12 protein-coding genes and 1 pseudogene are annotated in these 13815 nt (G+C 34.0%); all 13 read right to left on the bottom strand.

The features are described 5' to 3' along the window. Positions 1-271: 271 nt before the first annotated feature. Positions 272-601, bottom strand: a complete 330-nt coding sequence (locus tag DEU39_RS22780) for a hypothetical protein (RefSeq protein WP_147367639.1) — start codon at positions 599-601, stop codon at positions 272-274. Positions 602-705: 104 nt separating this feature from the next. Then, the gene (locus tag DEU39_RS22775) at positions 706-1056 is read right to left on the bottom strand and encodes a hypothetical protein (RefSeq protein WP_120233477.1); all 351 of its coding nucleotides are present in this window, start codon (positions 1054-1056) and stop codon (positions 706-708) included. After that, the gene (locus DEU39_RS22770) at positions 1057-1848 is read right to left on the bottom strand and encodes a hypothetical protein (RefSeq protein WP_120233476.1); all 792 of its coding nucleotides are present in this window, start codon (positions 1846-1848) and stop codon (positions 1057-1059) included. A gap of 170 nt (positions 1849-2018) precedes the next feature. Next, positions 2019-2553 (bottom strand): annotated as a pseudogene (locus DEU39_RS22760) (STM3941 family protein). Positions 2554-2720: 167 nt separating this feature from the next. Next, positions 2721-3107, bottom strand: a complete 387-nt coding sequence (locus DEU39_RS22755; RefSeq protein ID WP_147367638.1) for a hypothetical protein — start codon at positions 3105-3107, stop codon at positions 2721-2723. A 68-nt stretch (positions 3108-3175) separates the two neighbouring features. Further along, positions 3176-3688: a hypothetical protein gene (locus DEU39_RS22750; RefSeq protein WP_120233472.1), complete on the bottom strand. Its 513-nt coding sequence runs from the start codon at positions 3686-3688 to the stop codon at positions 3176-3178. Between the two features lie 9 nt (positions 3689-3697). Then, positions 3698-4063 (bottom strand): hypothetical protein, encoded by a 366-nt coding sequence (locus DEU39_RS22745; RefSeq protein WP_120233471.1) that lies wholly within the window; start codon positions 4061-4063, stop codon positions 3698-3700. Between the two features lie 87 nt (positions 4064-4150). Beyond that, positions 4151-4753 carry a hypothetical protein gene (locus tag DEU39_RS22740; protein WP_120233470.1) on the bottom strand — a complete coding sequence of 201 codons (603 nt, stop codon included), beginning with the start codon at positions 4751-4753 and terminating at the stop codon, positions 4151-4153. A gap of 12 nt (positions 4754-4765) precedes the next feature. Continuing rightward, a complete protein-coding gene (locus tag DEU39_RS22735; protein ID WP_120233469.1) occupies positions 4766-5590 on the bottom strand; it encodes a hypothetical protein in 825 nt (274 codons plus the stop codon). 131 nt (positions 5591-5721) lie between these two features. Then, complete coding sequence (locus DEU39_RS22730; RefSeq protein ID WP_120233468.1) at positions 5722-6138, bottom strand: hypothetical protein; 417 nt, start codon at positions 6136-6138, stop codon at positions 5722-5724. A gap of 3 nt (positions 6139-6141) precedes the next feature. Beyond that, positions 6142-9867, bottom strand: a complete 3726-nt coding sequence (locus DEU39_RS22725; protein ID WP_120233467.1) for a DUF6443 domain-containing protein — start codon at positions 9865-9867, stop codon at positions 6142-6144. A 22-nt stretch (positions 9868-9889) separates the two neighbouring features. After that, positions 9890-12802 carry a hypothetical protein gene (locus tag DEU39_RS22720; protein ID WP_120233466.1) on the bottom strand — a complete coding sequence of 971 codons (2913 nt, stop codon included), beginning with the start codon at positions 12800-12802 and terminating at the stop codon, positions 9890-9892. Positions 12803-12806: 4 nt separating this feature from the next. Continuing rightward, on the bottom strand, positions 12807-13815 hold a 1009-nt coding region (locus tag DEU39_RS22715), incomplete at its 5' end, for a T9SS type A sorting domain-containing protein (protein WP_120233465.1).

Below are 13815 nucleotides of genomic sequence, written 5' to 3'. Positions count from 1 at the left end.
ATCCGTTTTAAAGGATTTAGGACGATACTGATCACTCATATGATGGTAGTTATAAAAGCCTTCCATCTCACTTACCCACCTACCTTCAGAATTATAAGACCCCATACCATCCGGGGATTTCTATACTGGTAAATATAACGGTTTCTCTAGAATAGAGAGTAAAAGCCACTGCAACACAGTGGCTTTGTGTTTTATTTACGGACACGAGCGGGGGAATCAACACTCTAATTTATTGCCAATATGTTTGGAATATTCCCTTTGTTTATATTCTTTAACTCAATTCTAGATTATTTTCAGTTGGAGATATAAAATCAAAAAAAACTTTTGAATAGTCTTCTGCGAAAACAAACAGCCTACTCGTAATATTATATCTTACAACAACAAATTTTACATATTCAACAGATTCGTTTTTAATTAAAAGAAGATTATTTAAGATCTCATATGTTAATTCTCTTATACTTTCGCTTTTAGCTAATTTATTTCTTCCTTTATAGGACATAATTACGTCATCCAACAATAGAGGATGATTTGAATATGAGATTTCAAAGTCATCTAATTGAGGATCAAATTCTTGTATTTTACGATATATCAATTTTTCCATTTTTCTAGTAACATTTTGTTTTATTGTTGAGACATAGGGAGGGCATATTCAACTAGAAGAAGATGCATATAATATGTTCTTTTACCAGTAAAATGAAGTTATATTTAATTGTTTATATCCCGCCATAATATTCCTAATATTTGAGTCTCTGTATCATTGATGAATATAGTAAAATCCTTTTCGTCATAATCAAAGTTAGAAATAATCACTTTTTTACTATTAAATATATTAAGATTGTTTAATAGTTCATCATAGCCTTGAATTTTTAAATTTTCATTTACAGTATTATTGATTTCATTTCTTACAGTATATATAGAATTTGCTTTACTTTTATCGATAAGAATATATTCAAGTTTATCTACTGATTTTAAATAATTATATATGGTTACATATAAATAATTATCACTTTGTTTTTTAAATAAATTCAATATTCTTTGAAAGTTGCTTGTTTCCATTTACTTGCGTTTTACTATTGTTGGTATTGCTCCTATTACTATTCCAGGAATTAATACTTCTTGTTCATTATATTTGTCAGGACTAGGTACAGTTTCATTTATATAAAAAGATTTTTTTAAAATTACACCACCACCATTTTTATTTGCAAATTTTGCAGCCACATTTTCGTTTGTGGTCCAAGATGTGAAAATACTTTCCGTATCTCCCCAATTGTGTAATTTAGGATCACTATGTCCACCAAGTGGAACCGCTCTACCTTGTAATGCATTTTTATAATCATAATGTCCTATGCATACCCCTCGATACAATGTAATCATTTGATCTGGCTCTGATTCATCAGCCGTTGTTGTAACAGGTACATCAATAGCACCTGTAAGAGGTATATCATAACCACTAGCATGTGAACTATCTCCATTAAGCATTAGAGGTAAACTCCATAAGCCTACTCTTGAAATACCTAATGCAACAGCATCAAGGCTTGCTGAAGAAAGTATTCCTCTAAATGTTACACTTCCTATCTCTAGAGTAGAAACTCTGGAAATGGCTGCTCCAGGTACAATCATACTAATCCCTGCACCTTTATTTCCACTAAATAACTCTCTAAGAAAACGACCTGTAGCCTTCCAAAAACTAGTTTTAGATTTTTCTTTCCTGTTACCTCCTCCTCCATTTGCCTCACCAAAACTATCGGTTTTTAATGATAGAGGGCGATAGCTACTATCTATATTATGGTAGTTATAAAAGCCTTCCATCTCACTTACCCACCTACCTTCAGAATTATAAGATCCCATACCGTCCGGGGATTTCTATACCGGTAAATATATTGGTTTCTCTACAAAAGAGAGTAAAAGCCACTGCAAAAACAGTGGCTTTTTGGTTTATTTACGGACACGAGCGAGACACTCGCGCCAGCGGGGGAATATAGTTCCTATTTTTTTACATGTATTTCTAATATTTATTTTTACTTCGGAGCATTCTTATATTCATTATAAAATTCGGAGATAGTCTTTTCAAACTCATCAAAATTATAAGATAATGTAGTGGAAGAAATCGAAATAGGCGTACCATATATTTTATATGTTCTCTCTAATATTTTTCTCTTTATCCCGCTTTGTTTATTTAAATATTTATTGGGATCTTTTACATTAATAATTAAATTTTGTTGAGACAACATCAATCCGTTTTATTGAGTTAATATCATTCCAAAAAATTAGTCCTACACTTACATAACTAGAATTATCAATAATTCCTTTTTCATTTATTATAAGATTAAATTTCTTTGTAAGCAAACTTTTTATTAAAATTATCAAGCATAATCCAAAAAACAATATTGCTACAATTCCTACCATACGTATGAATGTTACACTTCTAAATATAAAAGAAGCAAATTTGTGAGGATTAACTGCTAAAAAAACACCTAATATTATAAATATCAGTGAGCCTGATACTAGTAATACTAATTTTGTTTTACTGCTTTTTATTTCAATTGTATTCATTATTTATTATATTTAATAATCAGGTTTATTCAACATCTTACTTGCCCAATCTTCTGCTCTCCGAAGTCTCCCGACTTTGGCATTTTTTGGAAAAGAATTAATTTTATTAATGGCTCAAAGTCAGCTGACTTTGAGCAGCTGGGGAACATTATTAAAATTATCAAGGATCAATAATAATCACACCTTACTACAAATATCCAAAACATAATGCATAACAATACAAAAAGTAATACAATCTTTCTTGATTCTTTTACAGTATCTTTATTTGCATAAAAGTCATTAATCTTTTCTGTCAGATCGTCATCACCTATTAACCAAGAATCAAAATATAAGTGAGTATAGGCAATTCCTATTAATATTAAATACATCCATTTTCCAATTTCAAATTTATTTCCAAAAAAAATAACGGAAGGGAATACCCATAAGAAAAAAAGTACAAAACCTAAAGTCATAGAAGAATAAAAATTTTTATTCTTATGTGTTTTATAATAAATATGTGTTTGCAGATAACACTCATAATAAGCGTACAAATAAGCATTTTTAATTTTATTCATAAAGTTTTTCATATTAAAAATCAGAGTATTAAAATCAATACTCTGATCTACAAAACATTTTGAATATCTTATTCTTCTTCAATTTTTATTTTACCAGTAAATAATAATTGTAAATACAATTTTAAATTAAATTTATAATTATAAATTCTCTTCAATTTTATATATGAGTCCATTTCTTTTAAATTATCATAGAAGAGACCACTAATTTTAAAAGCAGTATATCCTTTTCTGACGAGATAAACAACTTCATATTCTCCTCTTACACTTGTTTCTGATGTTTTGATTTTGTTATCAAAATCATCTAATTTTAAAGTACTTCCAAAAGGCCTTAATATAGAATAATATTTTAATAAATTTCTTTGTTTATCTATAATTACATACTTAAAATCTTTAATTACCAGCAATAATGCTAAAATGATTATAACCAAAATTATTATCGGAATAAATGATTCATTATTTTCATGAATATTATTTGTCTTTTTTATAATTGCTTTTATTAAGCTGAATAGTATTCCAAATTCGCAGAATACCAAAAAAAAGAACCACAAATACCAATTACGGTGTATTTTACTTTTGATCATAAACTTAATTTAATAAAGTCCATCATATATTTCTACTAAAGGACCTCCAGTTGCCTCGTCAATCATATCCCCCAAACCTTTAGCTTCACCATTAATGAGATAATTTACTCCCATTGTTCCCATATCAGCTACAAACCATGCTCCGGCAGCAATAGAGCCTACTCCTGACATTGATATAGTTAACATTGCTCCATTTATCAAATGTGATGTTTTTAATTCACCTGACATTGCAACATCAGCAACCAGTAAAGCACCGCCAACGGCTGTCAGCTTTGTTCCTAAACTTCTTGCTCCCTGAAATCCTTTTACCTGTTGTCCTCTCCAATATTTAGCTCCAGAGTTACTCCATCTATTTTGCCTTCTGAGAATTTTCAAGTAATATTCAAAAATTAGAGTATTGAAAACCAATACTCTAATACATTTGAAATATCTCACAATAGAGAAGGTTTAAATCTTAATTATTTAAAGAAATTTCTTAATTAAAAAACCTAAAATAACTAAGATAATACCTATTGTAGAAATTATTTTAAATACTTCCAAAATAATATTAATTACTTCATTATTCGAGCTTTTATCATTTTTAACAATAATTTTCTCAAAAAATAATAATTTAAAATACTGTGAAGCAGTAGGAGAAAAATTGATTTTTTTTAAGTTTATAGCATTATTTATTTCTTCAAAATTATTGTAATGCAATCCCATTAATTTAAAAGAGGTTTTATTCTGTTTATCAATCAAATACACAACATTGTAACTACCTCTAGTTCCAGACTCAGTAATAGTTATTTTCCCAATAAAATCCTCCATATTAAGAGTTTTACCAAAAGGTCTTATAAAAGAATAATATTTCAATTTATTTTTATTAATTTTTATAATCTTTATATGCTTAAGAAAGTTCATTAAAAAATAAAATAAAAAAGCAAATAGCAGTAGAATCAATGTACCACCAATTTCTCCAGAATATTTCTTTAATATTTTTATAGAAAAAAAAATAAAAGAGAATAAAGGAATAAACATAAAAATTCCCCAAAAAATACTATTTCCCGAAAGTCTACTTTTTATCATGATTAAATTAATTTAATATAAGCCATCATATAGCTCAAGTTTTCCATATTTATTTGAAACCGACTCATCAATCATATCACCTAATCCCTTAGCTTCTCCATTCATTAAATAGTTTACTCCCATTGTACTCATATCAGCAACAAACCAAACTCCGGCAACGATGGAGCCAACTCCAGTTGTAGAAGCTCCAAGCATAAAGGTATTGATGGCATGAGAAGGTTTAATTTCACCGGACATTACAATGTCTGCAACAAGTAATACTGCCCCGGCTTTTGTTAATTTATCTCCTAAAGCTCTTGCACCCTGGAAGCCCTTTACCTGCTGTCCTCTCCAGAATTTAGCACCTGGATTTTTCCATCTATTTTGCCAAGCAAAAGAAACACCTCTTGTCTTTGTCTGATGCCATAATTCATTATACTTAAAGAAACCTGTTCTTGGTAAATTTGCTGTGGAAGCTGCACCTACCGCAGTATTTACCCACCAGGTAGTATTAGATGTCGTTTTACCAAAGTCTATATTATCACTATAATCTTTTAGCTTCAACATACCAAATGCTCCTATTCCTGTGACAGTAGGATCAGGATCTTCATAGTCTGTCCACCATTTCAAAGTACCATTCTGGTTAACCAATTCTCCGGTTCCTCCATTATAAAATGCGTCCATCAGATCTGCATATGCTTTTGTCTGCCCGAATGGTGTGTAGCCACCGCTACCATTTCCTTCTCCAAAACCATCCGTTTTAAAGGATTTAGGACGATACTGATCACTTATATTATGGTAGTTATAAAAGCCTTCCATCTCGCTTACCCACCTACCTTCAGAATTATAAGACCCCATACCGTCCGGGGATTTCTATATCGGTAAATATAACGGTTTATCCAGAATAGAGAGTAAAAGCCACTGCAACACAGTGGCTTTGTGTTTTATTTACGGACACGAGCGAGACGCTCGCGCCAACGGGGGGGATGTTACCAAAATCTTAGCTGCCTTGGATGAAAGGTTGGACTCATAATAATTAGAAATACATAAAATAAAAAAGCCAAAAAAGCATACAAAAGTACTGTATGAAAAATTCTTTTATTTTTGGAAACATGCTTAAATTCTTCATTATCTTTGATAGGGATACCTGTAAAAGACTTGCTAATTATATAATAAATTAAGAGGACAGTTACTACAACTCCTAATTTTTCAATTACTGATGTATCGCCTAAACTCACATGTCCATAAAATAACACTCTAAAAAAAGCAAAAATATTTAATAATGCTGTTATTATCAACATTGTTATTATGTAGATACCATTATCTCCCTTTTCTCCAAAATATCTATATTGGACGTTAGCTCCTAACCAATAAATATATCTGATTTCTTTTTTTATTCTTTCCATTTTTTAAAAAGGATTTACATTTATTGCTGCACCTCCTGTTACGTTATCAATTTCAGATGCAATTATATCATTTAAACCTGTTCCATTATTAAATAAAGCAACTCCTATATCTGCTACCATCCATGCCCATCCCACCGGACCGATTGAACCTGCTATTAAATTAATACTCATTTTGGTTGCTTCTCCAACAGTAACTTTACCATCTTTAATTATTTCATATCCATCCATAGCATAGCCTATTACACTAGCCTTTTTAGCAATACTCCCCAAAGACCCTGCGAAAGCTTTTGCATTGGCGGCAGCAATTCTTTTCCCGGCAACACCTCTCACAAACCTACCATTTGCCTGCCTTGCTAAAACAGTTGCATCATTCCATACTCCATTTGCATTTCTCCATCCTCTCTTCATCCATGGTCCATCATAAAAATGATAGTCAGCCATTCTGCTATATGCAAAATCAGCCATATTTGCCGTTAGTTTAGCGGCATTCCAAAATGTACTCCCTGTATAATTCCAATCAATATTGTCAACAGAATAGTTTTTAAATTTCAAAATACCAAACGCACCAATTGTTTTCACACGATTTCCTTCCTCATCATAGCTATCTGATATATCAGTCCACCATTTCATAACACCATTGGAATTGGTTAAGCCAAATGTTCCTCCATTTTGAAAAGAATCCATCAAGTCTGCATACGCTTTTGTCTTGCCAAATGGGATGTAGCCACCGCCACCATTTCCTTCTCCAAAGCCACCCGTTTTAAAGGATTTAGGACGATACTGATCACTCATATGATGGTAGTTATAAAAGCCTTCCATCTCACTTACCCACCTACCTTCAGAATTATAAGACCCCATACCGTCCGGATCAATAAAATTAATGGGGTTGTTCATTGCATAATGATAAGGTGAAAATCTTCTATAGCTTTCCGCCAGTGGATCTACAACCCCCCATCTTCCCAGGTCTGACATATACATTCTGGCCCCGTAATCATACATACCGGTTTCTTGTAGCTCTTTACCATTATACTTATACTGATAAGCATTTTGAGTGGTTGCTGTATAATTGTGGAGAAGGCCAAAAGGGTAATACGTATTGGTTTCTATAATTTCCCCGGGTTTCCAGTTATCAATACATCCAAATTTTCCTATACATTCCCTTACACTGTACTGTCTTGGCTGTATTATTCCGTCTTTATTGGTGTCTGTGTAGCTAAGTCTTATATTCCCCAAATGGTCTTTAAACTGATACACATATTGGTTCAGCAAGGCATCGTAATATCCTTCGGAAGTAGGAATAATCCTTAATTTCACTACAGGAACTTCATTAGGGTCCTGCTGAAAAATTCCTTCTCCATTCCATGATTCTTTCTGAAATGTAGACTTATATTGAAACCCATCCAGGTAATCCGTTTCTAAATCTCCAAAGAGCTTCTTCACTTTTACTCCATCCGCTCTGTAGGTATATTGGGTTACCTTTGCATTTTGGGTAATCTGCTGCGGTAAATTTAGATAATTATACTGAATTGCGGAAATTCCTTTATCCAAATGATCTTTCATGTTCCCATTATCATCATACGAAATGGTATTTGGAGTTACTAAATAAGGATATCCGGAAGGATTCTGCTGTTCGTCAGTAACCTTTGTCAGTTTATTTCCTGTATATTCATACCTTAAATTATCAATCACTGTGGCAAAAGTATTCCCGTTCAGGGCTTCTTCAGAACGTTTCAATCTTTCAATGTTCCCGTTGATATCATAATCTATTTTTTCAAAATATTCTCCGGCAGTTTCCTTTCCGGCCTTTTGATAGAATCCGGCCGTCATTCTGTTCAGGGGATCATAAGAATATCCATATCTTTTCAGGGGTTCATTTTCCTGAGTAAGGGTCTTCCAGGAAACCTCCGCTACATTTCCATTGTACCGGGGAGTTACTTTCAGATCAGGGTACGCAGCATTGGGAATCTGCAGCCCTTCTACAGTATTGTAGTTAATTTTATAGCCAAACAGATCGTTTCCAAGATTGCCCGGATCATTGATCCCAGTCATCCATCCTCTGATATTGTAGGTATAATCTATAGTTTGCAACGGAGATGCCAGATTGGTCCCTCCTACTTTTTTTGCCTTCAGTTGGGAAAGGTCGTTATAGGAATTCTGAGACAAGATTTCTACAGGGTTGTTATCTACCTGATGTTTATGAACAAGCAGCCTGTTCTGAGCGTCATATTCAAAAGTCTGTGTAATAACTTTTTCCGTATCGGTATTCAGCCTTTTATGGTAAACTTTGGTTTGTTTTACGACCCCTGCAAAATCCAGTTCACTTTCTGTTTTGGTGTAGCCTCCCAAATGGTTGATGGAGTGAGTCCCTATGGGTCTTGCCTCAGCATTATACCAGATATAAGATTGTGACCAGCCATTATCTTCTATGTTTTTCACGTAGGAAGAAGTAAGCATTCCTTTGATACTTCTGTAAGAGGAAACTCCATCAGAAGTAAACAGAGCAGGAGTAGCCCCTAATGTTGATTTTCCCAAAATGGTTGCGGGCTTCTGAGGAGCTCCGGGAGCATATTCATCATAATAATTTACGGTTAAAACGCTGATAGATGCAGTTGGAAATGCATTGTTTGTATAGTAAATGTTCAGTCCGCCGGATACAAAGGGAGTAGAAGTTCTGCTCTCGTTATTCATAGCGTTGTTAGCCATGTTGTTAAGAGCATTCTGCATCGTTATTCTATCCGAAGTATTGGCTAATAGTCCGGTGTAGACCACTCTTCCCAGTTGATCATATTTAACAAATGACCATTGTTTCAAGTGCTGATTGGCATCCTGAGAGAGCACTAGGCGGTTCTGCTTATCATAGACAAAATATTCCCAGTAGTTTTTACCGGGTAGCCTTTTTTCTACCTGCCTGCCTCTATTATCATATTTGTACTGATAACAAAGTTTATCCAAAATGGCCTGAGTCACCGTATCCCCATTCTCCGCAATTTCTTTGTCTGCTTTGGGAGGAATTACCAAGACGAGCTGATTATAGATATTATAGATATAATAAGTGTCTATCGGAACGGAACCATTCATTTTTCTGGCCAATATCGTCTGCCCCTGAGAGTTTTTGAACAGAATACTTTTGTTGCCATCTTCATCCGTAGTTACCATTTTCATCAACTGATTTCCCGTGAACCATTCTACAGCAGGAATGGAAAATGATGAGACAGTATTGGCCCATGATGATGTAATGGTATATTTCTTTACCCGATCAGCCGGAATATTGGTTTCATAATCTGACTTTATGGTATGCCCTGATCCTTTTTTCCAGGTATCTCCCGGTGCTGCGGTTTCTATTACTCTTCCCAACGGAGAATTGTCAAAAATTTTCTCAGAATAGGCATTGGAAACACCATAATAAGAATTGATATCCGCTTCTACGGGCGTTTGAATTCCGGAATTGGTAGTTGCCATAGGAAGTGGCAGAAAGTTTTTCGTTTGTCTTCCCAGTTCATCGTAATATACAGGAACTACGAGATCTTTCCCAGTGGGGGAGGATTTCACAGAAATAGTCTGTTTCAGTCTTCCCAACCCATCAAAATACTGTACAGACTCCGCTTTTTTAGAACCGTCTTCCGACAGATAGGTTTTGGAGTAGACATAGTTTTCTGCTGGTGTAAGGTTTTGGGCATGTGATATTCCTAACCCCAACATTATTGTAGATAATATGATTAATTTTTTCATGTTGATCAAAAGATTTCAAGGGTTATTGTTTATAATTGTATTTGTATTCTTTCAGAGTCTTCCCATTCACATCTTTTACTTTTTCAAGTCTGCCAAAGCTGTCATAGAAATAAAGTTCCCTTATTCCATTGGGAGGTAAAACATTGGTTACTCCTACTAATGGATTGTAGGTGTAAGCAATAACTGAAAATCCGGCTAATGCAGTATGGTTTTTAAAAATTTCCAACTGGGCCAGTAGTGCATCTTCTTTTACCTGTGCATTGGAAGTGGATGCATTGGCATCTTCATTGGAAGCATTCACTATACTGGTTATTAAACTCTGCGGAATATCAGATAGTTTGGCTCCGTCTATTTTGGCTATAGGTTTTGTTTTGTTGTATCCCCAAATGATGGTACTAGGATTTCCCACACCTGTAGAAGAATCTGGTGTTGTAGTATATTGGACAATATTTCCTTTTTCATCATATATATCATAGCGTATGCCTGTATAAGAATTACCAGGATTATCCGGAGTAAAAGCTAATACTGAAGTGGGATACAATGCTGCTGCATTGTCATATTTTATTTCATTTTTTGACAGTAAAGTTCCATTTTTCTTAAGCTGTGTTTCCAATGGAAGCCCCAGTATATTAGCAGCCATAAGTGCCGTATTATTTTTTTCCCTTGCATATTGGTATGAGGTTTCCAGTACCGTGCCGTCTGAGTGAATACTTTTCTCAGAGATAAGGTTAAAATCAGCTGCAGAATTTATGCTTTCAGTGCTTGTGGTGATGGTTCTGGCATTTTTATCATATACTTTGGAGGTCAAACGCTGCTCTTTGATCCATGCCGTTTTAGTTTTGTAAGATCCATCTGCAATGGGGATATATTTAGGGGTATCCATATCCTGAAGGGTATAATCATACTCTTCGGAAGCCAATAAGAGATTATTGTTATCATATATTTCTTTTTTTCCCATCAATCCGTTTTGGGTAATATTTATATTTGGCCAGAACTGATAATCAGAAGGAACTGTTTCTTTAGGATAAGCTGAAGGTGTTTTAAAATAATAAAGAGTATATCCTGAAGTATTACCATTGAAAACCTTTACATTTTTATAGACTACATTTTCAACTTCATTACCCTCCGGAATATTCTCGCCACTGGAAGTATTGGGATCATTAAACATATCGTAGGCAAATGTTTCTGTATTTACAGGAACATTTGCGGAATAAGAATCAAAATATTTGATACTTTTAATTCTGACACCCTGATTGGTATGAATAACAGCATTTTTATAAGGCCCATCTTTCAAAGCAATTTCGTACATTTCAAAATGCCCTTTTCCACCTGTTTGACTCAATATTTTAAGAGTATGCGCCCCTCCAGCCAATGCAAACTTTGATGCTGAGATAATGGGTGAAGTTTCTGTGGTACACATTACAACTGTCTGCCCATCATTATAATTTGCATCGGGAATAATATATTCTAACGTTGGCTGCGAGCCATCTCCCGGATTTATATGTGAATCATAAGGATAAATTTCATCAACTGTAAATTTTACATACAGTACTTTTAATGTATTGGCTGTTCCTGAAACAGTAAAATTATACGTTTTGGATACATTGGTATTAAAGTCTGCTGAATAAACAGGTTTTAAATACTGTATCTGTGGATTGGTAAAACCACTCGAACCAAGTGTACTGATATACTCTGGTCCAAAATTTTCAATGGCATATTCATTTGCTTCAAAGTTGTATTCCACCGCACCACCTGTTGGCAGTTTTACTTTTTTCAATGAACCAACAGGAAAATATTTAGGATTTTCGATTTCATTATAGATAGGACTTCCGTAGAAAAAGTCACAAAGAAAATAATCTTTAAATTGTCCGGGAATCGGGCTGTATTCTTTTTCGCTTCCCGTTGTATTATATTCAAATTCTGTGGTTTCACTTTGGGTAAGATCTGCACTGTATTTTTTGATTTTTCTTAATACTCTTTTATCAATAGATTCTCTATAATTTTGAGGATTCGACAGGGATTGAAAATCATATAAAAATTCTGATTTTGAGGTGAGGATTCCTGCGTTATTTTTTACAATAACAGAATTGATATGATAAGGATCGTTCATAGAATTTTTGTATGATGCAGTATAAGTATAATCAAATTCTATAGAGCCGTTGTCTTTAGACCATATTTTCTTTAGTTTACAATTCTGAAATATTTTTGAAGATATTGGAGTAGTATAAGTATCCACCTGATAATCCATGGACACCAGTTCCTGCATTTTATAATCATAAATTTTGGTCAGGAAAAAAGCACTTTTATAATCTATTCCGTTACTTCCATAACCTTTAAATTCAGAAACAGAATATTTATCAAATAGATATTTGTAACCTCTGTCGTCAGTGATGGTAAAACTGTTGAATACTAAAGTAGCAGTATTGCTGTCTCTTGTATACTCAATTTTCAGATTAGATGGTGTGAGCTTAACCAATTGAAAAGTATTATTGGTAATATCTCTTATTATTCTGAATTTCCCAGAATTTCCATCTATATTATAATAATAAATATCATTAAATTCATTTTTGTAGTAGGATGGATTCGATTGATCTCTGTATCTTTCATCAAGATCCTGAATAATTTCTCTGGAAATCACTCCATTAGATCCCAATAATGACCATCCCAATCCGACTTCGCTGGCTTTTTCTCCGCTCAATAGATTTTTAGGGTGATAACTTATCCCTATACCTGCTGTAATATCTTTGCTGTTCGTTGGTAAAGAAGCCAGAGGAAATGAAATATCCGGAATTCCTGTAGCTAAAGATACAGGTGAATTTGTATAAGTAGCTAAAGAAGATACTGAAGCAACAGGTTTTGGAAACCCTGTTTCAAAATCCTGACCTTGATAGGAATTCGCTATACTTAATAATAGCAGTAATATCATTTTCTTCATCAGTTTATTTCTTAATTAATTTGGCATTCGCCGTTTTATTAGTATCCGTTTTTATAGTCACCAGATAAGCTCCCTGCACCAAAGCCTGGGTATTGATCTTGGTCACTCTGTTTTTGGTTTTTATATTTTGAAGTTGTCTTCCGCTCATGTCATACAACAGAATATCAGCATCCTTAAAATCGAAGCCGATTTCTACATAGGCGTAGTCAGAAACAGGATTTGGATAGATCTTGATATCGTATTTTTCAATCAGCTGGTCAACCTGTTTGTCGCCCAGTTTTACAATTTTCCAGTTTTCTTTACCCAATTCTTCTGCACTGGTTCCAGCAAGAATAATGGAACCGTCTCTGTTGAGTTTTAAATCAGAAAGTCTTTCTTCTTTTTGTCTGGATTCTCCTTTTACGTGTTTTCTCCACTGCTCATTACCATTTTGATCTAAATACAGCATCCAAAAGGTTTCATCATCGGTTTGAATTCTTCCTTCAGCCTGGGTGTAACCTCCTAATAAAATTCCTTTAGAAGATTTATCGTCAACAGAATGAAGAACACTCATTCCCATTAGAATATCTCTGTTTTTGAAATTGTAAGATTTCTGCCACTGCTCATCACCTCTCTCATTTAAAGCAATCAACCAAAGGTCTGTTCCTTCTTCAATGCCTACGGTTTTATTACCTGATCTTTCTGATCTTGATTCTCCACCAATGATAAAACCTGTTGAAGTTAATGCCAGAGTTCTCAAATGATCATCTCCTTTTCCTCCAAAGTTCTTTTCCCATTCTACTTTTCCGTTTTTGTCCAATTTTACGATCCAGTAGTCACCTTCACCAAAGTTTTCAGTTTGTTTCGAGTTGCGGGATACGGGATTCGAGTTTTGAATCTTGGATGCAGAACCCGCATCTCGCATCCCGGAATCTTGTTCAGAACCAGAAACACGAACCTCGGAACTTCTTGAATAAATCCCCAGTAATGCTCCACCATCTCTCGTTGGAATCATCTTCTCTACTTCGTCTAAA

Origin of the sequence: Chryseobacterium sp. AG363 (genome assembly GCF_003610675.1) — a bacterium.
Lineage (GTDB): Bacteria > Bacteroidota > Bacteroidia > Flavobacteriales > Weeksellaceae > Chryseobacterium > Chryseobacterium cucumeris.
This window is presented reverse-complemented; position numbering and strand designations above follow the sequence as displayed.

Bases quoted from the DNA above. Each gene is read 5' to 3' on its own strand.
- DEU39_RS22735 (WP_120233469.1), bottom strand. From the start codon at position 5,590: ATGGGGTCTTATAATTCTGAAGGTAGGTGGGTAAGCGAGATGGAAGGC.
- DEU39_RS22770 (WP_120233476.1), bottom strand. From the start codon at position 1,848: ATGGGATCTTATAATTCTGAAGGTAGGTGGGTAAGTGAGATGGAAGGC.
- DEU39_RS22730 (WP_120233468.1), bottom strand. From the start codon at position 6,138: ATGGAAAGAATAAAAAAAGAAATCAGATATATTTATTGGTTAGGAGCT.
- DEU39_RS22755 (WP_147367638.1), bottom strand. From the start codon at position 3,107: ATGAATAAAATTAAAAATGCTTATTTGTACGCTTATTATGAGTGTTAT.
- DEU39_RS22720 (WP_120233466.1), bottom strand. From the start codon at position 12,802: ATGAAGAAAATGATATTACTGCTATTATTAAGTATAGCGAATTCCTAT.
- DEU39_RS22780 (WP_147367639.1), bottom strand. From the start codon at position 601: ATGGAAAAATTGATATATCGTAAAATACAAGAATTTGATCCTCAATTA.
- DEU39_RS22740 (WP_120233470.1), bottom strand. From the start codon at position 4,753: ATGATAAAAAGTAGACTTTCGGGAAATAGTATTTTTTGGGGAATTTTT.
- DEU39_RS22775 (WP_120233477.1), bottom strand. From the start codon at position 1,056: ATGGAAACAAGCAACTTTCAAAGAATATTGAATTTATTTAAAAAACAA.
- DEU39_RS22725 (WP_120233467.1), bottom strand. From the start codon at position 9,867: ATGAAAAAATTAATCATATTATCTACAATAATGTTGGGGTTAGGAATA.
- DEU39_RS22750 (WP_120233472.1), bottom strand. From the start codon at position 3,688: ATGATCAAAAGTAAAATACACCGTAATTGGTATTTGTGGTTCTTTTTT.